Origin of the sequence: Acetomicrobium thermoterrenum DSM 13490, from assembly GCF_900107215.1 — a bacterium.
GTDB classification, from domain to species: domain Bacteria; phylum Synergistota; class Synergistia; order Synergistales; family Acetomicrobiaceae; genus Acetomicrobium; species Acetomicrobium thermoterrenum.
On sequence record NZ_FNPD01000002.1, the window covers coordinates 46,312 to 67,936 of the forward strand.

Below are 21,625 nucleotides of genomic sequence, written 5' to 3' on the forward strand. Positions count from 1 at the left end.
CCTAACCTTTTATCTTTAATATTGTAAAAACTACGAAGCATCGAGATAGGACGCGGCTATAGCCGCATATCCCTGAGTGGCCTTGACAAGCTGCTTGATGTTCACTCTTTCGTCTTTTGTATGAGCTAGCTGTTCTTTGGATGGACCGAAGCTAATCGTGGGGATGCCTTTAATTCCACCGTAAAAGCAGCCGTTCGTCCCAAACCCGGATTCGGAAAGGGAAGGCTCCATATCCAGGTAGTGCAACCCTCTCAAGGCCCTTTCGATCAATTCTTCGTTTTCTCCGAAAAACCAACCCGGGGCGAAATGCTTCACCTTGATCCTCTTTCCCGTAAAACACTGCACATAATCCTCAGCCACCTTTACGTCGGCCTGGATATCCGGGTCTATGTCACGTGCCAAAGATATCAGGCGTGCCACTTCTTCCACTACCCTGCTTTCCGCCTCGCCGGCCAAAAGCCTCCTGTCGCATGTGGCCACGCAGTTGTCGGGCAAAACGCTCGTTCCCATGGATGGGGCGGTGGACAAATCGGTCAGGACCATGATTCCGTCTCCAAGTAAGTAGTGGCGGGGCGGCAGGAAATGCTGCTTTATAAACGTGAGGAGAAAGACCATCTTTTCGGCTGCATTTACACCTGAAAGAGGAAAAGAGGTGTGAGCGCTTTTTCCCTGGGCTTCAATGACAATCTCCGCCCTTCCTCGTTGGCCCCTTTTGATGTTTAAATTAGACGCTTCTCCGATCACAACGCCATCGGGCTCGAAGATCTCGTATACTTTAGACGAAGCTACACCTTCGGCAACCTCTTGGTTGACGACGCAAGCGACGGCAAGTTCGCCATAAAGAAAATCGGAGCACTTTTTAAGTTCACTGCCGGCGATTATCATCGCAGCTAAGCTGCCCTTTGCGTCAACCGATCCCCTTCCGCAGATATGGCCATCGATGACCGTCCCCCCGTAGGGGTAAAAGGACCATTCAATGGCATCGCTAACGCCGACGTGATCCATTTGCGCCTCGAAGAGAAGGCGCCTTCCTCCGGGATTAAACGCAATCTTTCCGACGACGTTTCCCATCTCGTCCATAATTACCTCATCGTAACCAAGCGACAGCATGAGGTCGTGGATATAATAGGCGATCCTTTCCTCCCTGCCTGACGTACTGGGGATGGATACCAACTTGGAACATAACTCCGTTATAGTTTGAGGTGAGACCTGTCCCGCAATCGCTTGAACGGTTTCCTGCACCAATACACTAACCTCGCCATTATGGGAATCATTTGTTGATCTTTATTATAACTGATATTCTATAAGTTACAATTAATAAATATTTTTGATATACTTTAGGCATGTCTTATACAAATGATAAAGGGAGAGATCGATGAGATGACCCTACAACAGCTAAAGACCTTTCTCGCCGTTTGCGAGGAAATGTCCATAACGCAGGCTGCCTTCAAACTTTTCATCACTCAGTCGGCCGTAAGCCAGCAAATAAAGGCTCTGGAGGAAGAATTCGATATTAAACTTTTCGAAAAAAGGGGCAGGCGTCTTTGTATTACAGCAGAGGGCAAGATTTTCCGGGATAGCGCCAAGGAGATCGTTGAAAATGCAGAGCATATAGCAGAAAAGCTCAAGGCCAGCAAAAGCCTGGAGGTGGGGAAATTAAACATGGCCAGCACCCATCATTTGGCACAGTATCTTCTAATGAATCCTCTCTTGGAATTTCATAAAAGCTATCCAAAAATAGACCTGTCCCTCTACACTCTCGATGCTAGCGAGATAAAATCCGCCGTCGAATCCAAAAGAGTTGACATTGGCTTCATGCCCGATGGAGCTGCCGTCTTTTCTCCTCACTTAAGAATTACTAAAATATACGAAGATCGCATGGCCTTAATAGCCTGGCCAGGACATCCGTGGCGAGAAGAGGAAAAAATAAAGCCATCGCAATTGTCGGGGGAGCCCCTTGTATTCGCATCTACGCCCTCAAGCATTAACGAGATAGCCCTCGCCTTTTTGAAACGACATCACATACATATCGATACCGTCATTGACGTCGGTAACATCGATCTTCTGAAGGAAGCGGTGAGACATCGTGTGGGAGTGGCGCTGACGAGCAAGCTCGCGGTCCGGGAAGACATCAACCAGGGAAGCCTTATCGAGCTTCCCCTTTCGGGAATCGATGAATTGAGTTTTAATTTCCTCATGCTAACCCACAAAGAAGAAGAACCGAGCTATCCCTCCTGGGCCTTTCAAAAAATCTTGAAGGGATATCTGCCCTAATTTAAAATTGTTATAATTATGTCGTAAACACGGTTATTACAACCCTTTATCGCCACGTGGAGATAAAATTAGATGAGGATACACAAGATAAAGATATTCATGGAAAAACCCTACACGGCAACATGCTGAACATCTTACCAGTATCGGGCCGAGGAAATGCAAACCTTCTCCCGAAAGGACCTTCGAGCTAGTTCGCGAAACCAAACAACCTGGGCAAGAACAAAGTAATTCCAGGGATAAAAGTAATGATAATTAAGGCTATGTAAACGACTACTATATAGGGGAATATCTCTCTGCTAAGTTGCTCCAGAGTAATCTTGCTTATACCACAGGCAACGAACAGGCAAGCTCCTACGGGCGGTGTCATGAGAGCTACGTTTAGAGATAGTATCATGATGATTCCAAAGTGAATAGGATCAAAACCTAAACTAACCGCTAAAGGATGCAGTATTGGCCCCAAGATGATCAAGGCAGCTGTAATATCCATGAACATGCCTATAAACAACAGGATCAACAAGATCATTGAGATAACTATCCATTTGTTGGTGCTGATACTCAACATTAAAGTTGCAACCTTTTCGGGAATTTGCTCCATTGTAAGAACCCAACCTAAAATCGTAGCCGAAGCTATTACCAAAAACACCACGCCCGTCGTTCGTGCCATCTTCATGCATAGAGGCCAAAGATCCCTATAGGTTATATTTCCGTAAACGAAATGTCCAATTATGAAGGCATAGGCAACTGCTACTGAAGCGGCTTCCGTTGGAGTAAACAAACCACTCAAAATGCCTCCTAAAATTATAACAGGCATTACCAATGCAACAGCCGCCTCCTTGAAGGCCTTCCAAATTTCACCAATCGTTGCCCTGCGTTCCCCCACCGGATAGCCTCGCTTTTTCGCTATTCTAGCGGTGACTATCATCTCTACGGCAGCTATTAACAGACCAGGGATAAAACCCGCTAAAAAAAGACCTGCTATTGAGACCTGCATAAAAGCTCCGTATATTACCATTATATTTGACGGTGGGATCGTCGGCCCAATAATTGATGAAGCTGCTGTAACGGCAGCAGAAAAATCCTTATCATAACCTTCCTTTACCATTCCGGGGATCAACATCGACCCAATGGCTGCGGTATCACTAACTGCTGCTCCTGTTATGCCGGCGAAGAAAATAGATGCAACTATGTTGGCATGGGCTAAACCGCCTCTCAAATGGCCGACTAAGACGTTGCTAAACTTCACCAAACGGGATGTTATTCCCGATTTATTCATTATTTCACCTGCAAGGATGAAAAAAGGCATTGCCATTAAAGTAAACATATCTACACCAGCGAAATAGCGTTGAGGAACTAGGTACAATGCTGAAGGAATCCCAGTTTTCAGCATTCCCAAAAGACCAGTTACGCCAAGGACAAAGCCAATCGGCATGCCGATTATAATGAAAATAGTGAACAAAATGGCTATGTAACTCGTCAAGTTAATCTTCCTTTCTTTATCATGATCATGTCAAGATTGTTCAAATATCTAGTTTTTCTTCCCTTTTTACAGCATCCAATACTTCCTCGGACATCAAGATCTCCTCTATATTTGATCTCTTAATGTCGAGAAACATTTTGCAGGCCAAAAAAACCATACAAACAATTGAACTTACTGGTACAGCCATCAACCACCATTTCATTGTCGTATTTAACGCGCTTGAAATTTGATATTTCCCCTTGTCCGCCATTATAAAGCCATATTTCGTCAATACATATAAAAAATAAAATACCAATATATTTGAAAATAATACTATCGCTTTGGCTATTTTAATGGGAATTTTCTTAATAAAAAGAGTTACCCCCACATGCTCATGTCTCCATATACACAATGCAACTGAAAGTAATGCCATCCATATCATCAAGTACCTTGACAATTCCTCGGTCCAACCGAGAGGCGTCCTGAGCAAATAGCGAAAGAACACGCCTAATAAAACTGTAACAGTCATAGCAATAGAGAAGACGAACACTGGCACTGAAACTATTTTCTCTAAGAGATCTCCCGCCTTGCTTATAACTTTAAAGTAGTCAATATTGTTTTTAGCATTTGATTTATCAGTCATTTAGTCCCTCCAAAATATTTCAATGGAGAGCAAGGACGCTAACTTGCTCTCCACGGTTATGTTTAATCTTCTGCCTCTTCAATAGCTTTTAAATATTTCTCCGCCAATTCGACTCCTTCGTCCTTAAACCTCTTTTCAATGAATTCCATCATACCTTCCCTTCCTATACGCCTAAACTCCTCCAAAGATTCAGGAGAAAGGACGTTCACTTCCATACCGGCCTTAATCAGTGTCGGTAACCCCTTGTCTGAGGCCTCTATAATTCTGTTAAGCCCTCTGCCCGAAACATTTGCTTCTCTTGCCGCTCGATCCACTATCTCTCTTTCTGTTTCGCTTAAGGAATTATAGAAATCTTTGTTCATCACCCAACAATAAGGACTGTATAAGTGATTCGTAATCGTTATGTATTTTTGAACCTCATAGAGCCTTCCGGTGAGAATGATGGGAATTGGATTATGTTGTCCGTCCACCACGCCCGTTTGCAGGGCAGTATAAACCTCAGCCCATGCAACAGGAGTCGGAGCAGCCCCATAAAGCCTCATTAATTCCTCATGTGTTGGAATAGTCATGGTCCGGATCTTTAAACCCTTCATATCTGCTACGCTTTTAATAGGTCTTTTGCTATTCGTTATTTGAAAAAATCCTCCCGATTCGCCAAAGCCAAGCACCTTATATCCAGTCTTTTCCTCAATATCTTTGGCAAGATATTGGCCAAAAGGACCGTCAAATACCTTCCACGCCACCTCGTAATTGGGCAAGGCGAAGGGTATGTCCAATATGCTATAGAGGGGATAAAAAATGGCAATTCCTCCAGCAGAAGCGATGTAGCTTTGAATCACTCCCAATTGCACCTGCTCCATGGTCTCGCGCTCGTTGCCCAACTGCCCGGCAGGATAGATCTCTACCTTTAATGCACCGCCGCTTTCCGACTCTACGATGTTTTTGAATACGGCAGACATGGCCGCAGTGGCAACCTCAAAGGGTTGTTGGGGGTTGAGGTGCGATAGCTTTATTACTTTTTCTGCTCCAAAAGCTACCGACGAAACAAACAGAAACACAAAGGCTACCATAAAAACGACACATTTTCTCTCAGCTTTCATGATTTTTTCCTCCCTTTCTCTATTTTTAATTTATCCTTCAACTTACGTCAATTTCCGAGCAAACAGTATAGACCAGATTTCGTGAAAAAAATTTAGGACGTTATCATTTGTTAATGTCTACGATGTATCATATTAATACGTCTAATCCAATATGCTTTACACAAATATAATGCTCTTTCACATTATATCAGAATATACGATATTTGAATATACGACAAATTACAAATGGCTTTTATTTTTGATATACTTTAGACTAAACTTATCATTTAAAGTAAAGTCAAGATTGTCGTTTAACATTTTTTCAAAAAAATTACACTTGCAAAAACTACCGACTAAGGAGGACTTGAAATGGACAAACCGCTAATAGGCATAGTGATGGGGTCGGACTCAGATGTAGAGCGCCTGAAGGGCGCTTTTGACGTATTGAAGGAATTGGAGGTTCCTTTTGAAGTCACGATAGCTTCAGCTCACAGGACTCCAAAGGACGTGGCAAACTACGCTAAAACGGCAAATGACCGGGGTATCAAGGTAATTATAGCCGCAGCCGGGCTTTCAGCTGCTTTGCCGGGTGTTTTGGCCGCCCATACGACGCTTCCCGTCATAGGCCTCCCGTTGGAAGTAGGCCCATTAAAGGGCATGGATGCCCTGCTTGCCATGGCTCAAATGCCTCCGGGAATACCAGTCGCGACCGTGGGGATAGGACAGGCTGTCAATGCTGCCCTCCTTGCGGTTCAAATTCTTTCCCTTCAAGATTCCTCATGCAGCAAAAAGACCACACAATACCGGGAGAAGGCATCAAAGAAAGTATCAACGGCACGAGACACTTTGACCGAGCTTCCTAAAGCTCCTCCAGAGGCATTTTTAGGCTAAGACCTTTATTCAAAAACTGGCCTACACCCTCATCGGCGCAGGCCAGTTTTTTCGCCAAATCCTACAAAATATCTTTTAAGCCCAAGGATTGCTCAGTTCCGGATAAAGCGGGAAGCGGTGAGCAAGCTCCTTGACCTCGCGGTAAACCTTTTCTTTTTCGCTTTCGTTGTCGGGATTGGACAAGGCTCTGTCGATTAGGTCGGCTACGAGCTCCATCTCCTTTTCTTTCATTCCCCTGGTCGTTAAAGCAGGAGTTCCTATGCGAATGCCGCTTGTCACCATCGGCTTTTCGGGGTCAAAGGGGATCATGTTCTTGTTTACGGTGATGCCCACGCCTTCCAAGACTTTTTCAGCATCCTTGCCCGTTATATTTTTGCTCCGCAGATCCACAAGTATCATGTGGTTATCCGTGCCTCCCGAGACGAGCCTGAAGCCTCGCTCGCTAAGGCCCTTAGCCAAAGCCTTTGCGTTGGCAACAATCTGCTTGGCGTACTCCTTGAATTCAGGTTGCATGGCAAGGTGGAAGCATACCGCTTTGGCTGCTATCACGTGCATGAAAGGGCCTCCCTGGATACCGGGGAAGACCGTTCGGTCCAGCTGCGCACCGTATTTTTCCTTGCAGAGGATCAAGGCGCCCCGCGGACCGCGCAGTGTCTTATGGGTAGTCGTGGTCACAAAATCTGCATAAGGCACAGGGCTGGGATGGGCGCCTCCTGCGACAAGCCCGGCTATGTGAGCCATGTCGACCATCAAAATCGCGCCCACTTCCCGGGCTATATCGCTGAAACGTTTGAAGTCTATGAAACGCGGATAGGCACTTGCGCCGGCGACAATCACCTTGGGCCTGTGTTCCTTGGCCAAAGCCTCGACGGCTTCGTAATCTATAGTCTCCGTATCGGGCTTTACTCCATAGGGGACGATCTTATACCATTTGCCCGTAAAGTTCAAAGGATGCCCGTGCGAAAGGTGACCTCCCTGATCCAGGTTCATGGCAAGGAGCGTATCGCCCGGCTCCATCACCGAAAAATAAACGGCCATGTTGGCCTGGGTGCCTGAGTGAGGCTGAACGTTTGCATGCTCCGCCCCGAAAAGTTCACACGCCCGCTTTATGGCCAACTCTTCGATGTTCTCCACGTATTCGCAACCGCCATAGTATTTTTTATGAGGGTATCCTTCTGCATATTTATTGGTAAGTACCGAACCCTGGGCTTGAAGGACCGCCAATGAGACGAAGTTTTCCGAAGCAATGAGCTCCAATCCGTCGCGTTGTCTGGATAATTCGCCTTCCATCATCCCGCAAACCGTAGGATCCGCCTGGGATAACGATGAGATCAAGCTCTTTTCTATCATTTTTCTCCTCCTTGACAAAGGCTTTTGTTCTGCTTTCCCACGAGGACAGCAGTGTGCACTTTACATATTATTTTAGAGCTTCATTCTTTAAGAAGCAATTCATTATACCTTTCGTTCTACATAATAAAAAACTTATGACTATGACTTGCCTAAAAATCAGCCCCCGCTCTCCAACAAAAAAAGGTAAAATCGATCACGCAAGGGTTATAAGGATTATATCGGGGAGGAAAAGAATAATGACAAAAGACGAATTTGCAAAATATATCGATCATACGAATTTAAGTCCTAAGGCTGCGCGTTCGGATATAAAAACTTTATGCGAGGATGCCCTTCGATACAACTTTGCCGCCGTTTGCGTAAATCCCTGTAGAGTGGGCTTAGCAGCATCGTTTCTTGAAGGTTCTAGCGTAAAAGTCGCTTCCGTTGTGGGTTTTCCTTTGGGAGCAACCTTCACTGAGGCCAAAGCACTTGAAACTAAACATGCCCTAAGAAGCGGCGCATCCGAGATAGATATGGTCATAAATATCGGAGCCCTGAAGGATGGGGATGACAAATTTGTCATAAAAGACATCTCCGCCGTAGTAAAAGCCGCTGACGGCGCTACGGTAAAGGTTATACTTGAGTGCTGTTATCTGACGGATGAAGAGAAAGCGAGAGGCTGCCGGCTGTCGGTCAAAGCGGGAGCAAATTTCGTCAAAACCTCTACAGGATTTGGAAGCGGCGGAGCAACGATAGAAGACGTGAAGATCCTTCGCGAAAATGTACCAGCAAACATAGGGGTTAAAGCCGCCGGAGGAATTCGCGATTTTAAAACCGCTTACGCTTTTATAAAAGTTGGTGCAACCAGGATAGGAACGAGCAGCGGGCCTCAAATAATGTCCTCTTTTGATCCTTTGGTTTAAGAATTGCCGGTTACAGTCGCCATTTAAAAGATGCCTGTAACCGGCAATTCTAAGTTAAAACTTGGTGCTTTTGTTAATATAAGCTACTCTTTTCTGGCATAAACGGGCTCCCGCTCTGGATTCAACCTCAATTGATTTTCGTAATCCCTGAAAACTTTGACGACTATTCCCGAGAGACAAATGATACCAACGAGGTTGAGCAGGGCCATCAAACCGTTGAAGAAATCGGCCAATTCCCATACCAGAGGCACGGAGCTAACAGCTCCAAATATTATCATTCCCAAAACCCCGAGCCTGTAAATTAAAAGCATGATATTGCTGCCGGACCCGGAAAACAAATACATCAGATTGCTTTCTCCGTAGTAGTAATTTCCCAATATCGATGTCCAGGCAAAAAACATAAGAGCTATACTAATGAAGTAGGGACCCCATGAGCCCACGACCGTCTGCATGGAAGTTTGGGTCAGCTCAACACCAGTAAGCCCGCTGGAAAGCTGTCCTGAGAGCAGAATGAACATTGTAGTGGCCGAACATACTATTACAGTATCGACGAAAACACCGAACATGGCGATAAAGCCTTGGCGCGCAGGATGTTTCACCTCGGCTGTAGCATGGGCATTCGGAGTGGAACCCATGCCTGCTTCGTTAGAGAAAAGCCCCCTCGCCACTCCATATCTTAAAGCCTGTGCCACGGTATGTCCCATTATGCCGCCGGCGACCTGCCTCACCCCAAAAGCGCTCTTGAAGATGAGAGAAATAATGGCAGGTATTTCCGTAATATTCATTATCATGGTAACCAAGGCAATGGCTATATACATAATTGCCATAAAGGGAACCACAATTTCTGCCACCTTCGCTATCCTTCTCAGGCCCCCAAAAATTACCACTCCGGTTATTATTGCCACGACTATCCCAAGGTAAAGTTCGATGTTTGCTGCTGAAGATTCCTTCAGAAAAGCACCTCTTACTCCTGCAACGATCGAGTTACACTGCACCGCATTGAATACGAAGGGCATGGCCAGGATGATGCTTATGGCAAAAAGGACGCCCATCCACCTTTGCCCAAGGCCCTTTTCCAAGTAATAGGCCGGTCCGCCACGATATGTACCGTCTGCGTTTTTGACCCTGAAAAGCTGGGCCAGGATGGCTTCGGCAGAAATTGTAGCCATGCCTACCAAAGCCGTAATCCACATCCAAAAGACAGCTCCGGGCCCTCCTGAGACCAAGGCAGTCGCAACTCCGGCGATGTTACCCGTACCCACTTGCGCTGCCAAACCAGTGCAGAGGGCCTGAAAGGAAGAAATGCCCTTCTCCTCCGCTTTTCTGCTTCCCAACAACACCTTAAACACATGTCCTATATGGCGTATTTGAGGGAAGCCCAGGCGAACCGTGTAGAAAACGCCCGTTCCTATCAATAGCCATATCATCAAACTACCCCATAAAATTCCATTCGCCGCCTTTACAAGCTCCATCAACAAAGCCAACACCTCCGAACTATAGGATAAATGACATAAACGCCGCTTTTTTATTTTAACTACTACGAAAATTTGAGCAACTTTTTGACTGTATACGACAACTTAAGCAGGCGAGATCGAGCTCTTATTTTTAGAATGGATCTCTTGCAGTAAATTAAAATAGGTTGAGGCACGATCTGATATACTATTTATATGGGTGACTTCACTGCATTTATAAAAGGGCTGGAAAATAAGAAGGTGCTGGGTATAAACCCTCCTGTCTTCGATTTTGCCTTTTTCGACTTCTGGGCAAAACCACTGGGGTTGTTATACATTCTGGAATACCTTCGTCGCAGGGGCAATACCGTAAATTTGATCGACTGTATTTACGAAGGAAGGGATAAGCCTAAGTCATACGGACGCTACAAACCCAAAAGAAGGGAAATAGGAAAACCCCTACCCTACAAGGCCATCCCCCGCCGGTTTTATCACTTTGGAATGACGAAAGAAGAGCTGGAGGAAAGGCTTTCCGCGATAGAGCCTCCCGATATTATCCTCATGACCTCCGGCATGACCTATTGGTATCTTGGCGTAAAATGGTGTATAGAAATCGTAAAAGGCATTTTCCCCGATGTACCTTTGCTGTTGGGTGGCATATACGCCCAACTATGTCCCGATCATGCACAAGGTCTTGGCGCAGACGGAGTCCAAACGACGCCGCTCGGCGTGCCCTTCTTCCGTCCTGCATTGGATTTGTACGATGCTCCAGAGTACGGGATTACGATTACCTCCATCGGCTGTCCTTTAAACTGCAAATATTGCGCCTCAAAAAGGCTTTGGCCAAAATACAGGAAGCGCAACGTTGACGAAGTTATTGACGATATATCCTTTCAGGCCGGCATGCGATCCGTTGGAGATATCGCCTTTTACGACGACGCGCTCTTACTAGACAAGGAAAGACACTTCTACCCCCTATGCGATGAACTCAAAAAAAGGCATGGCCACCTGCGTTACCACACCCCAAACGGATTGCACGTGAGGGAAATTGACGAAGCTTGTGCCCGTTATCTGTACGAAACAGGCTTTAAAACTATACGGCTAAGCCTTGAAAGCACCGACCCTTCAATACAAAAAGCGGGCTCCGACAAGGTTCATGATAATCAATATATAAGGGCCGTAGGAAACCTGCTTAAGGCAGGTTACACCCACGAGGACATAGAAACCTATATTCTGGTGGGCCTTCCAGGACAGAAATACGAGACTGTAGAGAGGGCAATCCATTTTGTAAAATCCCTGGGTGCGACAGTCAAACTAGCGGAATACTCTCCCATACCCGGAACGCCCATGTTCGACGAATGTGCTAAGATTTTTCCTCTACTGAAAGAAGACCCTCTATACCAGAACAACACCGCCTATTGCGGGTATATGACACCCGATTTAACACAAATAAATCTGCAAAGGTTAAAAAATCTGGCCAAGAATAAAATAAGGGACGGGGTGAAGGCTTCCATTAGACGCGACGACCCGCCCCTGACTTAAAATCTTTCTAGCCTTTTTGGTTTGAGCTTATAGGCTCTTTTTCTGAAGAGGCCTCACATTGGTATGCGGGCTTTTTTGACCCATGGACCTGTTTCCACGTCACAACGGGCAACCCCCAAATGTTTATGAAGCCTACAGCAGCAGAGTGATCGAAGCTATCTCCCGTCGAATAGGTGGCTAGATCGTCAACGTAGAGAGAATTGGGGGATTTAAGGCCAACTACCGTGCTTTGCCCCTTATACAACCTAACCCTTACGACTCCATTGACGACCTTTTGCGCCTGATTGAAGAAGGCGTCTAACGCATCCTTTAGGGGAGAAAACCAATAGCCCACGTAAGCCAGCTCGGCGTATTTCAATTCCAGGTCAGCCTTAGCAGCTATTACATCCTTCGCCAGGGTCATCTTCTCCAATGCCTTTTTGGCCTGAAGCAACACGACAGGCGCCGGACATTCATACACTTCCCTGCTCTTAAATCCCACAAGCCTGTCTTCGATCATATCTATTCGTCCCACTCCATGTTTACCGGCTATCTCGTTCAGCTTAGCGATCAGAGCAACGCCGTCCATCTCCTCGCCGTTCAGGGCCACAGGCAGGCCTTCTTTGAAGGTTATCTCCACGTATTCCACTTCATCAGGAGCATCCCAGGGATCCGCTGTGAGCTTAAAGGCATCGGACGGCGGTTCTGTCCAGGGATCCTCAAGAGGACCGCATTCGATGGAACGTCCCCATAAGTTCTCGTCAATGCTGTAGGGGCTTTTCTTTGTGACGGGAACGGGGATTCCATGTTCTTTGGCGTAATCTATCTCGTCATCCCGGGAGAAGTGCCAATCCCTTACGGGTGCCAAGACCTTCAAATCCGGCTTTAATGCCCTGGTACAAACTTCTATGCGGACCTGGTCTTGACCCTTTCCCGTGCAACCGTGTGCAACGGCGACAGCTCCCTCGATCTCAGCGATTTTTGCCAAATACTTGGATATCAGAGGCCTAGAAAGCGCTGACGTCAAGGGATACGTTCCCTGATACATGGCGTTAGCCTTCAGAGCAGGCCACACGAAATCCTGGACAAACTCCTCCTTGAGATCCATAACATAGGCATTACAAGCACCGGTCAGAAGAGCCCTCTCCTTGCAGGCCTCCAAATCGACTACCTGTCCGACGTCTGCAGTAAAGGTTACGACATCATATCCTTGATCCATGAGCCACTTTATAGCGACTGAAGTATCGAGCCCTCCACTATAAGCTAAAACCACTTTACCTTTATACATTACAATTCCTCCTTTAATTAAATATATTCATAAATAAAAAAGGCCCGTCCCACTTAAGGGACGAGCCTTTAATTGCCCGCGGTGCCACCCTTTTTGGCTAGGACCTTTAGGTCCTGCCCTCTTGCCGGCCTTTTGTCGGAGGCCACCCGAGTTCCTACTTGGTTTTAACCTTTCTTCGGAACTGGCTCGGGGACTCTCTTCGATCCGGCTTCACTCGAGGAACGCTCTCAGCTTATGCATCCCCTCTCTGTCGACGAGCACAGACCTACTCTTCCCCTCATCGCCCTAATATCGGACAACTGAGCGGAACAAGGTCTTATACGTCTAGCTCGTCTTATTCGAAGAGATGCCAACATCAATACTCCACGCTCCTTAGTGAACTTTAGGTTAGTTAACCAAATATTATAAGATTTGTCAATAGTCCTCAACTTAATTTACAAAGATTTTATCAACCCTTCTTTCATAAGAAGTTTCGTCGTCTCCTGGGCTGCCTTTATCCTTTCTTCCGCCATCTTGACCAGATCGTCTCTGGACGCGGTGAGTTTCGCCACTCCCTGTTCGATTGCCTTGACACCCACCGACGCAGCGACCTCGGGGTATACCCACGTCTGATCCATCGTCGGGATCAAGTATTCCTCGCTCATTCCTATCTTCTCGGCGCATTCCGACAGGGTTTTTGCTGCAGCGATGCACATTTCGTCCGTTATGACCGATGCCCTGACGTCAAGCGTTCCTCTGAAAACCGCAGGAAAGATTAAAGAATTATTTATCTGGTTGGGAAAATCCGACCTTCCCGTAGCCACTATCCTGGCCCCTGCTTCCTTGGCCTCCCACGGCCATATCTCCGGCACAGGATTGGCACAGGCAAAGAGCATAGCATCTTTTGCCATTTTGGCCACCCATTCTTTTTTCACGACGTCCGGGCCTGGTTTTGTATAGCAAAAGACAGCATCGGCGCCTTCGAAGACCTTCTCCGGTCCGCCGCTTATCCCCTGAGGGTTGGTTAATTGGGCGAGATGGCGTTTAACATCGTATTTTACGTCCTCGAGGTCCCTTCTGTCAGGGTGAAGCACTCCCCTGCTATCCGCTATCAGTATGTTTTTGGGGTCGACCCCTGCACTTATGAGAATTCTTATCGTGGCCACGTTTGCAGCTCCGCAACCGAAAAAACCTACTTTTATATCTTCGATTCTCTTCCCCGTTATCTTAAGTCCGCTGTACAAGCCAGCGAGGTTAACGGCAGCCGTTCCCTGCTGATCGTCGTGCCATACGGGTATCTTGCAATCCTTTCTCAGTTCATCGAGTATGTAAAAGCACTTTGGCTGAGCTATATCTTCAAGGTTTATTCCTCCGAAGGCAGGAGTTAAATTCTTGACCGTCTCGATGAATTTGTCGGGGTCCTTCGTATCAAGGCAGATGGCCACGGCGTCCACGCCGCCAAGGTACTTAAAGAGCATGCACTTTCCTTCCATGACGGGCAACCCCGCTTCCGGTCCTATATCACCCAGGCCCAATACTCGCGTTCCGTCTGTAACGACGGCTATTGTATTCCCTTTATTGGTAAACTCATAAGCCAAATCAGGGTTTTTCTTTATCTCCTTGCAGGGCTCCGCTACGCCGGGAGTATACCATATTGCGAAATCGGAGACATCTCTGATGCAGCACTTTGGTACGGTCTGCATCTTTCCTTGATAATATCGATGTAGCTTAACAGCTTCCTCTGCAGGCTTTTGGGCCCTTTTCAACATTTCATCCTTAGTTAAATCCATTAACTTCACCTCACAACCTTTGCGACTTTTTGTTTTGTATGTAAAAAACTAGTTTGAAAGCACGGGAACTGTCAGGCTGCCGTAAGGCATTAATATATAGCTTGGTTGATCGTATTTGTCTTCGACATATTTTATAGCTTCATCGACTGAGCCCATTTTACGCATAAACAACCCCTTTGTCTCCTCTTCGGATAGGGAAGAAATCAAAATAATTTCCTTATCGTTTGCCACCTTGCAAATTCCGTAGGCCTTATGACCGCCCATGGCAAAGTTTTTCTTTATCCGCTCTACAACATCGCTCGGTTTTTCGGCTTCACGCATCCACTCCTCGAAGGTCCGTTCTCCGTAACCCTGAGAGCATTCAGCAACCAAGATAATGGTTCCACCTGTCTTCGTCGCTTTATCAGCATGGTCAAGAGCCTTCTGTGCTTGATAGACATTAATGTCCCTCGGGTAACCGCCTGCACTGGCTATGGCGACGTCTGCCTTTCTTGCTATGGGAACCTCATACATCCCCGACGAGACCGAGACACCCTCATACCAGGCATCTTCCAAATCTCCCGCAACGATCTTGACTATCTCCTTTTTGCTGTTTGTAACTACGTTTAGAATAAAATCCACGCCAACGAGCCTAGCTGCCTCGATCATCTCAAGGCTTACGGGGTTTTGCCTTATCGACGGAAGGTCGTCCATGAGATAGACCATGCGAGAGTGATTCTTTTCTATCGATTCTCTCCCTGCTACTCCGGGCAAAATGCTTTTCCTGCCGCCTGAGAAACCCGCGAAATAATGAGGCATTATTACGCCTAAAGTTATAAGAAAGTCGGCCTCCACAACCAACCTGTTAATTTTGAGACTCAATCCTGTAGAAAGATTGCCCATTTCTACAAGTGCGGAATCATCGTCTGCGCAATGTGACACGAATCGATACTTATTCACCAGGTCTTTGCCATAGACCTCTAAATCCTGTTCGCGAGTATGGGGATCATGAATTCCAGTAGCCGTGAGAAAGGTGATCTGGTCATCCCTCAACCCGCAGTCATGCATGACCTCAAGCAGAGGGGGTAGCAGACTTTCGTAGGGCGTAGGCCGGGTAATATCGTTGACTACGATAACCACATTTTTCGGCTTCTTGGCTGAGACCAGGTCGGCCAAAGGACGGGTCCCAACTGGGTTTTTTAAAGCCTCTTTTACGGTATTTAACGGATCTGATATGCCGGGCCTCTCATTGGGCTCTAACGTTTTGATTATCCTGTTTTGATCGACATCAAAAGCAATTTCCGATTTACCATATTTCATCTGCATCAACATATAGGATCACCTCTTATTTAAAAAAGAAAGCCTTCGGGGAAGAAAATATATAAGTACTTGGTAAAGACGTAATATATTACGAATACGCTCCCAATGGCCACTGCCAGAGATATGGCTGAAATTTTTAAATTGCGCTCACTGCTGAGAAACCACTGAATTGCCCACATGGACACAACGCTGGCGACAAAAAATCCGACGTAACTTGCGGAAAGAACCCACAGGAACGACCATATCATCGTAGCAGCCATGTATTTATTTATATCTTTTAAAAAAGGTTTCACGTATTGAGGCTTTACTTTTGCTTTGACGATCATCACTACACCTAAAAATGCCAATAAAGCAATGATGACCTTTGGAAACATTAACCCAAACTTCGTAAAGTCTCCCATCTGAAGCCAAAACATACCGGCAAAAGCAAGCATGATCAATCCACCGTATAAATCGGAATTTAACATCATAAGGCAGCCCTCCTTCTCCTGCGAGCTGCATAAATCGGCCACAGAGCCGAAATTACGGATATTACTATCAAAACTATGGATATTGGCCTTGTAAAAAATACGAGCCACGGTGATCCCGGGAACATACTGTTTCCCATTAAAAAACCCTGAACCAACCCCTTCTCGGCTATTGGCCCCAACACCAACCCCAATACCACTGGCCCGGGGCTAAATCCTAAATTAGAAAGGACATACCCTAGATATCCGCTGGCAAGCATGAAAATGACGTCCATATAGTTATTTCTCACTGCATAGGAACCAACAATAGTAAGAAGGAGTATTGCCGGAACCAGCACCCTTATGGGCAACCGCATTATAATCTGATAGAACAAAACGCCGGCAAACATGCCTATTAATACTGTCAAAGCCATAGCAACGAAAAAGGACATCATAAATGTATATGTAATTTCAGCATGTTTAGTAAAAAGCTCCGGCCCGGGATTTAACCCTTGAATCATCAGAGCCCCATAAACAACTGCTGCTACAGGAGATCCGGGAACTCCAAGCGTGAGAAGGGGCACGAAAGAGCCCATAATAGTAGCCTTATCGGCAGACTCGGTGGCAACTATTCCCTGGGGATTGCCCTTACCAAAACTCTCAGGATCTTTGGACGCCCTTTTTGTCTCGTTATAGGCGATTAAATTAGCTATATTGCCACCTGCTCCAGGTAAAATTCCCACGAATAAGCCAATTATTGAAGAACGCACTAAATTAATCGCGTCTGCAAAGGCATTTTTAAACCCCTTATAGATCACTTCCCTGTATCCGCCGCCCACATGACCTATATTGGTGCTTTTCAAATAAGAACCGACAGGATCCTTTGCCATCTTGAATACCTCAGGTATGCAGAAGAAACCTATCAACACGGAAATGAGTTCCACTCCCCCTTGGAATGAAGCTATTCCGAAGGTAAACCTAACGTCTCCGCCAACGGGAGCGATGCCGATGGTGCTTATGAGCAGTCCAAGCACTCCTCCTGCGATGCCCTTCAGCAAAGAATCACCGGAAAGTCCGGCAATTATAGTTAAACCGAAAATGCTAACCCAAAAATATTCCGGCGGGCCAAACTTCAACGCAATTTTAGCTAAAGGCAGGGAAAAAGCGATCAACCCTATCGTCCCGATAAAGCCTCCCACAAGGGAAGCGAAGGCAATAGTAAACAAGGCTTCCTGCGCTCTTCCCTGCAATGTCATAGGGTAACCGTCAAAACACGTGGCAATGGATGAAGGTGTCCCCGGCGTATTTATCAAAATTGCCGGAAATGCTCCACCATATATGGCCGCGCAATATACTCCGCTCACGCATATAAGCCCCATAATGGGGTCCATGGCAAAAGTAAAGGGAACAAGTATCGCCACAGCCATGGTGGCCGTAAACCCAGGCAGGGCTCCGGCCATCATGCCCAGCGGTATGAGCAGCGTCATAGCAATGATGTTCTTAATAGAAAGGACATTAAGAAAAGCTTCTAAAAATATATCCATCGTACATTTCACCCCTCCCAGATCTACAAGCCACCATCGAAGAAATACTATTTCATCTCTAATTTATCCAATATGCTTTTGTAGTACTCCACACGATCTTCCACAAATTTCTCCGACTCCTCAGGCCCATAAAATACCATCTGAAATCCCATGGCTTCCATCATCTCTTTGAATTCTGGCGTTTCGTTTACTTGCTTGAAAGCATCGGCCAATTTGTTAACTATCTCATCGGGCGTCTTTGGTGGCACACAAATGCCTCTGTAAGCACCTTCGACATAGTCATATCCAAGCTCTTTAAATGTAGGAACATCAGGGAATATTGAAACCCTTTCTTCCGTTGCTACAGCCAAGGGGCGCATCTGCTCTCTGTAATTTGCGACCATCGTAGTATAGGTCATCAGTCCGGTAACATGGCCTCCCAAAAAAGCAGGAACCGCATCTCCCGATCCGGTAAATGGTATATACGTGGTCTCTATTCCGGCAGCCTCGTTGAATTCGACTGTCCCAAGGTGGTTTGCGCTATAGCTTCCGCTTCCTCCCAAGGTTATTTGTCCTGGGTGCTCTTTGGCGTATTTTACGAAGTCTTCTAACGTTTTAAATTGGCTGTCCACTGGAACGACGAGTATGTTGGGCGTTGCTTGGAACCAACAAACCGTCTTTAAATCGGTGGTCTTATAACCAGTGTCCTTGCGTTGAAGCGGCTGAAGGATTATATGAGGTATATTATGACCGACAATCGTGTAACCGTCTGGTCTCATTCGCGGCACTTCAGACCACGCAACAGCTCCGCCTCCGCCGATCTTGTAGGTGATTATGATCTTCGTTCCGAGAACTTTCTCCAAATAGGGCTGCTGTGCTCTAGCGGTAATATCCGACTCTCCTCCTGGATTAAAGGCTATTACATAAGTAATCGGCCTTTCCGGGTACGCGGCTTCCGCCATCATTCCAAAAACGCCAAATACCGCTACGAAAAGCAAAACAATCGCAAGACCTGCCATGAAACGCTTCATTTCTTATCCTCCTCCTTTTTATTTGATGCAATGATATAGCTTATACAAATACGACCGGACTCATCACCTCTCCTCCGTTTTCGACTTATAAAGCGGTATGACGCCTCCCGCTTCAAAAATTTCCAAAATATGTTCAGAAAAAGGTACAAATCTGGCTTCATAACCGTTCGAAAATGCTGCCCTACCTTCTCTAACATCTACGCTCACATTGAGTCCGTCCTGTATTTTTGAAAGGTCAAGATCGGGTATCTCTACAACACAAAGCCCACGATTGATGGCATTTCTATAAAAAATCCTGGCAAAAGACTTGGCTATGACTGCTTTAACGCCTGCAGCAAGCAGGGTAATAACTGCATGTTCGCGGCTAGAGCCACAACCGAAATTTTTCCCGGCCACAATGATGTCTCCCGGCTTGACCTTCGAGGGAAAAGCTTCGTCTGCCCCTTCCATTGCGTGTTTTGCTATATCCTGAGGTTCCGTAAGCTCCAAATACCTGCCGGGATAGATCTGATCCGTATCGATGTTGTCTCCGAAGATATGCACTACTCCTTTTATAGCGTCCATAGCCATTCCTCCCTAAAGAATTTTGCGAGGATCGGTAATCCTGCCGCTGATCGCAGAAGCCGCTGCCGTAGCAGGAGAGGCAATGTAAATAGAAGCCTGCGTGCTTCCCATGCGTCCGGGGAAGTTTCTGCTCGAGGTAGATACGCAGACGTCTCCGGGAGCAAGGACGCCTTCGTGCGCACCAAGACAGGGACCGCATCCGGGGGTAACAAAAACAGCTCCAGCATCAATAAGGGTTTGGACGTAACCCAGCTTCAGGGCATCTTTAAACACCTTCTTGGAAGCGGGAATAACTATACAGCGAACGTTTTTAGCTACACTTTTGCCCTTCAAAATTTCCGACGCTACTTTGATGTCGTTCAACCTGCCGCCTGTACAGGTTCCTATGAACACTTGTGTTGCAGGTGTCCCCTCCACTTCCTCCACATTTGTTACGTTGTCGACACTTCCCGGTAAGGCTATCTGGGGTTTTAGGTCGCTTACGTCTATATGGTGTACTATCGAATAAGTAAAGCCTTCATCAGTGGTCAACACGTCGAAATCTTCTCTTTTTGTGCCCATTGCTTCCAAAAATCCGAACGTTATCTCATCGGGCTGTATATAAGCTGTCTTAGCGCCCATCTCCACAGACATGTTGCAGAGCACAAACCGCTCGTCCATCTCCATGGAGGATAAAGTTGAACCTGTGAACTCTATGGCTTGATAAATGGCAGCATCCTGTTTCAACTTCCCTAAAACATGGAGTATTACGTCCTTTGCCATGACTGGAAAAGGAGGTTTTCCATCGAGATTGATATTGACAATTGAAGGCACTTTAAACCAGAGTCTGCCCGTCAAGAGGATAATGGCCAAATCCGTGGCTCCAACACCGGTAGCAAAGGAGCCGAGAGCTCCAAGCGTCGTGGTATGTGAATCCGTCTCTATGACCACTTTCCCGGGACCCACCAAGCCGCTTTCGGCCAAGAGTTGATGACAAACACCTTCGCCTATGTCGTAAAGCATGTTTATTCCCATTTTTTCGCAAAATTCTCTCATCTGCTTCTGATTATCTGCTGCCTTTATGGTAGGGGGTGGGGAGTAGTGATCGAAGACAAAAGCCACCCTTTCAGGATGTGCAACTTTCTTTCCTCCCATTTCGTAAAAGGACTTTATTACTTGAAGATAAAGGTCGTTAACTTCCGCTAAATCTACTTCGGCCTCGACAATCTCGCCCGTCTTGACGCTACTTTTACCGGACGCCTTGGCTAACAGCTTTTCAAGCGCGTGCATGTAGATCATCCTCCTTCGCATGACCGTTTAATGGAACAAAAAATTGCAGCCCAAGTGATTGGGTAAACCGATAAATACGCTCCTGTGATATAAGAACGTGTTCATGGGCTCTTCTTTCGGCTTCAGCTGCATTTCCCTCTTCTATGGCATCGACGATCCCTGCATGTTCCATCCAGATTTCCTTGGGCCATTTTTCAAAGGGCATGGGTGCCTTTTCTCTTGGAAAGGAAGAGACATTGCGTTCATATAATCTAATGATCCCTTCATGTATCCTACACAAGACATCATTGTGCGAGGTTGCTACAACGATGGCATGAAAGATAGAATTCCACTTTTCGCCCAATAACGCCTTGTCAGACCTGTCTTCTTTAAAAAGCTCTTCAATTTTGAAAATGGTTTCTTTAAGCTTTTCTAAATCCGATTGTGTTCTTCTTTTCGCAGCAATTGCCGCTGCCTTGGGCTCAATTATCAATCTGGCTTCAAACACTTGGGGCAGGATATCGAGAGGCCAATCCACCAAAAAGGACAGCGGAAGCGAAATTTCGCTCCACGCCTTTTCTTTTATAAATATACCCTGTCGATCCCGAACCTCAATTATGCCGAAGGCCTCGAGCATCGCCAGGGCTTCTCTTATCAAAGGGCGTGTGACCTGAAACATATTTGCCAGCTCGCGCTCGCTCGGCAGTTTATTATCCCTGCCCAGCTTGTTTTCTTTTATCTGATCGTAAATACTAATTGCCAATTCTTTCCTCGTCATTTTCACACCTCAAAATCTGGTATTCCAAGGTAGTCCAACTGTTTTTTATATTTTGCCACGTATTTTTAGATCAGTCAAGTAATTGGAAGATATTACACCACTCTCTTTTCAG

The 21,625-nt window shown here is 46.3% G+C and carries 19 protein-coding genes; 4 read left to right on the forward strand and 15 right to left on the reverse strand.

Going from position 1 to position 21,625, the window contains the following annotated elements:
- Positions 1 to 30: 30 nt before the first annotated feature.
- On the reverse strand, positions 31 to 1,242 hold the full coding sequence (locus BLU12_RS01820; protein ID WP_091460449.1) for a YgeY family selenium metabolism-linked hydrolase: 1,212 nt from the start codon (positions 1,240 to 1,242) through the stop codon (positions 31 to 33).
- Positions 1,243 to 1,356: 114 nt separating this feature from the next.
- Between BLU12_RS01820 and BLU12_RS01825 the strand changes: the two genes are divergently transcribed.
- Positions 1,357 to 2,274, forward strand: a complete 918-nt coding sequence (locus BLU12_RS01825) for a LysR family transcriptional regulator (protein ID WP_234945371.1) — start codon at positions 1,357 to 1,359, stop codon at positions 2,272 to 2,274.
- 187 nt (positions 2,275 to 2,461) lie between these two features.
- On the opposite strand, the gene BLU12_RS01830 is transcribed toward BLU12_RS01825, so the two are convergent.
- From BLU12_RS01830 to BLU12_RS01840, 3 genes are all read right to left on the reverse strand, one after another.
- On the reverse strand, positions 2,462 to 3,751 hold the full coding sequence (locus BLU12_RS01830; protein ID WP_091460150.1) for a TRAP transporter large permease: 1,290 nt from the start codon (positions 3,749 to 3,751) through the stop codon (positions 2,462 to 2,464).
- A 40-nt stretch (positions 3,752 to 3,791) separates the two neighbouring features.
- Positions 3,792 to 4,373, reverse strand: coding sequence for a TRAP transporter small permease (locus BLU12_RS01835; RefSeq protein ID WP_091460151.1), 582 nt, complete (start codon positions 4,371 to 4,373; stop codon positions 3,792 to 3,794).
- Positions 4,374 to 4,435: 62 nt separating this feature from the next.
- Positions 4,436 to 5,473: a TRAP transporter substrate-binding protein gene (locus BLU12_RS01840; RefSeq protein WP_234945372.1), complete on the reverse strand. Its 1,038-nt coding sequence runs from the start codon at positions 5,471 to 5,473 to the stop codon at positions 4,436 to 4,438.
- A gap of 348 nt (positions 5,474 to 5,821) precedes the next feature.
- Here BLU12_RS01840 and purE point away from each other — a divergent pair, with 348 nt between their 5' ends.
- On the forward strand, positions 5,822 to 6,343 hold the full coding sequence (gene purE / locus BLU12_RS01845) for a 5-(carboxyamino)imidazole ribonucleotide mutase (RefSeq protein ID WP_091460153.1): 522 nt from the start codon (positions 5,822 to 5,824) through the stop codon (positions 6,341 to 6,343).
- Between the two features lie 75 nt (positions 6,344 to 6,418).
- Here purE and BLU12_RS01850 read toward each other — a convergent pair whose 3' ends face one another.
- Entirely contained in the window at positions 6,419 to 7,693 is a 1,275-nt protein-coding gene (locus tag BLU12_RS01850; RefSeq protein ID WP_091460154.1) for a serine hydroxymethyltransferase, read from the reverse strand.
- Between the two features lie 236 nt (positions 7,694 to 7,929).
- On the opposite strand from BLU12_RS01850, the gene deoC reads away from it, so the two are divergent.
- Positions 7,930 to 8,595 (forward strand): deoxyribose-phosphate aldolase, encoded by a 666-nt coding sequence (deoC, locus tag BLU12_RS01855; protein ID WP_091460156.1) that lies wholly within the window; start codon positions 7,930 to 7,932, stop codon positions 8,593 to 8,595.
- An 83-nt stretch (positions 8,596 to 8,678) separates the two neighbouring features.
- Here deoC and BLU12_RS01860 read toward each other — a convergent pair whose 3' ends face one another.
- A complete protein-coding gene (locus tag BLU12_RS01860; RefSeq protein WP_091460453.1) occupies positions 8,679 to 10,067 on the reverse strand; it encodes an alanine/glycine:cation symporter family protein in 1,389 nt (462 codons plus the stop codon).
- 240 nt (positions 10,068 to 10,307) lie between these two features.
- On the opposite strand from BLU12_RS01860, the gene BLU12_RS01865 reads away from it, so the two are divergent.
- Entirely contained in the window at positions 10,308 to 11,588 is a 1,281-nt protein-coding gene (locus BLU12_RS01865; protein WP_234945373.1) for a B12-binding domain-containing radical SAM protein, read from the forward strand.
- 7 nt (positions 11,589 to 11,595) lie between these two features.
- Here the strand turns inward: BLU12_RS01865 and BLU12_RS01870 are convergent, their stop codons facing one another.
- The 9 genes from BLU12_RS01870 to BLU12_RS01910 form a co-directional block, all read right to left on the reverse strand.
- Positions 11,596 to 12,855 carry an argininosuccinate synthase gene (locus BLU12_RS01870; RefSeq protein ID WP_091460160.1) on the reverse strand — a complete coding sequence of 420 codons (1,260 nt, stop codon included), beginning with the start codon at positions 12,853 to 12,855 and terminating at the stop codon, positions 11,596 to 11,598.
- Between the two features lie 434 nt (positions 12,856 to 13,289).
- Positions 13,290 to 14,624: an NAD(P)-dependent malic enzyme gene (locus BLU12_RS01875; RefSeq protein ID WP_091460162.1), complete on the reverse strand. Its 1,335-nt coding sequence runs from the start codon at positions 14,622 to 14,624 to the stop codon at positions 13,290 to 13,292.
- Positions 14,625 to 14,672: 48 nt separating this feature from the next.
- Positions 14,673 to 15,935 carry a nickel-dependent lactate racemase family protein gene (locus BLU12_RS01880; RefSeq protein ID WP_091460163.1) on the reverse strand — a complete coding sequence of 421 codons (1,263 nt, stop codon included), beginning with the start codon at positions 15,933 to 15,935 and terminating at the stop codon, positions 14,673 to 14,675.
- A 17-nt stretch (positions 15,936 to 15,952) separates the two neighbouring features.
- Entirely contained in the window at positions 15,953 to 16,393 is a 441-nt protein-coding gene (locus BLU12_RS01885) for a tripartite tricarboxylate transporter TctB family protein (RefSeq protein WP_091460165.1), read from the reverse strand.
- Positions 16,390 to 17,913 (reverse strand): tripartite tricarboxylate transporter permease, encoded by a 1,524-nt coding sequence (locus tag BLU12_RS01890; RefSeq protein ID WP_091460167.1) that lies wholly within the window; start codon positions 17,911 to 17,913, stop codon positions 16,390 to 16,392. The genes BLU12_RS01885 and BLU12_RS01890 overlap by 4 nt, the downstream gene beginning before the upstream one ends.
- 47 nt (positions 17,914 to 17,960) lie before the next feature.
- Positions 17,961 to 18,923 carry a tripartite tricarboxylate transporter substrate binding protein gene (locus tag BLU12_RS01895; protein WP_091460169.1) on the reverse strand — a complete coding sequence of 321 codons (963 nt, stop codon included), beginning with the start codon at positions 18,921 to 18,923 and terminating at the stop codon, positions 17,961 to 17,963.
- A gap of 63 nt (positions 18,924 to 18,986) precedes the next feature.
- The gene (locus tag BLU12_RS01900) at positions 18,987 to 19,487 is read right to left on the reverse strand and encodes a LeuD/DmdB family oxidoreductase small subunit (protein WP_234945374.1); all 501 of its coding nucleotides are present in this window, start codon (positions 19,485 to 19,487) and stop codon (positions 18,987 to 18,989) included.
- 12 nt (positions 19,488 to 19,499) lie between these two features.
- Positions 19,500 to 20,756, reverse strand: a complete 1,257-nt coding sequence (locus BLU12_RS01905) for a 3-isopropylmalate dehydratase large subunit (protein WP_091460172.1) — start codon at positions 20,754 to 20,756, stop codon at positions 19,500 to 19,502.
- Positions 20,743 to 21,513 carry a FadR/GntR family transcriptional regulator gene (locus BLU12_RS01910; protein WP_091460174.1) on the reverse strand — a complete coding sequence of 257 codons (771 nt, stop codon included), beginning with the start codon at positions 21,511 to 21,513 and terminating at the stop codon, positions 20,743 to 20,745. The genes BLU12_RS01905 and BLU12_RS01910 overlap by 14 nt, the downstream gene beginning before the upstream one ends.
- Positions 21,514 to 21,625: the final 112 nt, after the last annotated feature.

Excerpts from the sequence above, each read along its gene's own strand:
- BLU12_RS01900 (WP_234945374.1), bottom strand. The coding sequence starts at position 19,487 with ATGGACGCTATAAAAGGAGTAGTGCATATCTTCGGAGACAACATCGAT.
- BLU12_RS01890 (WP_091460167.1), bottom strand. The coding sequence starts at position 17,913 with ATGGATATATTTTTAGAAGCTTTTCTTAATGTCCTTTCTATTAAGAAC.
- BLU12_RS01840 (WP_234945372.1), bottom strand. The coding sequence starts at position 5,473 with ATGAAAGCTGAGAGAAAATGTGTCGTTTTTATGGTAGCCTTTGTGTTT.
- purE (WP_091460153.1), top strand. The coding sequence starts at position 5,822 with ATGGACAAACCGCTAATAGGCATAGTGATGGGGTCGGACTCAGATGTA.
- BLU12_RS01835 (WP_091460151.1), bottom strand. The coding sequence starts at position 4,373 with ATGACTGATAAATCAAATGCTAAAAACAATATTGACTACTTTAAAGTT.
- BLU12_RS01850 (WP_091460154.1), bottom strand. The coding sequence starts at position 7,693 with ATGATAGAAAAGAGCTTGATCTCATCGTTATCCCAGGCGGATCCTACG.
- deoC (WP_091460156.1), top strand. The coding sequence starts at position 7,930 with ATGACAAAAGACGAATTTGCAAAATATATCGATCATACGAATTTAAGT.
- BLU12_RS01880 (WP_091460163.1), bottom strand. The coding sequence starts at position 15,935 with ATGTTGATGCAGATGAAATATGGTAAATCGGAAATTGCTTTTGATGTC.
- BLU12_RS01860 (WP_091460453.1), bottom strand. The coding sequence starts at position 10,067 with ATGGAGCTTGTAAAGGCGGCGAATGGAATTTTATGGGGTAGTTTGATG.
- BLU12_RS01870 (WP_091460160.1), bottom strand. The coding sequence starts at position 12,855 with ATGTATAAAGGTAAAGTGGTTTTAGCTTATAGTGGAGGGCTCGATACT.
- BLU12_RS01885 (WP_091460165.1), bottom strand. The coding sequence starts at position 16,393 with ATGATGTTAAATTCCGATTTATACGGTGGATTGATCATGCTTGCTTTT.
- BLU12_RS01905 (WP_091460172.1), bottom strand. The coding sequence starts at position 20,756 with ATGCACGCGCTTGAAAAGCTGTTAGCCAAGGCGTCCGGTAAAAGTAGC.
- BLU12_RS01875 (WP_091460162.1), bottom strand. The coding sequence starts at position 14,624 with ATGGATTTAACTAAGGATGAAATGTTGAAAAGGGCCCAAAAGCCTGCA.
- BLU12_RS01825 (WP_234945371.1), top strand. The coding sequence starts at position 1,357 with ATGATAAAGGGAGAGATCGATGAGATGACCCTACAACAGCTAAAGACC.
- BLU12_RS01910 (WP_091460174.1), bottom strand. The coding sequence starts at position 21,513 with ATGACGAGGAAAGAATTGGCAATTAGTATTTACGATCAGATAAAAGAA.
- BLU12_RS01895 (WP_091460169.1), bottom strand. The coding sequence starts at position 18,923 with ATGAAGCGTTTCATGGCAGGTCTTGCGATTGTTTTGCTTTTCGTAGCG.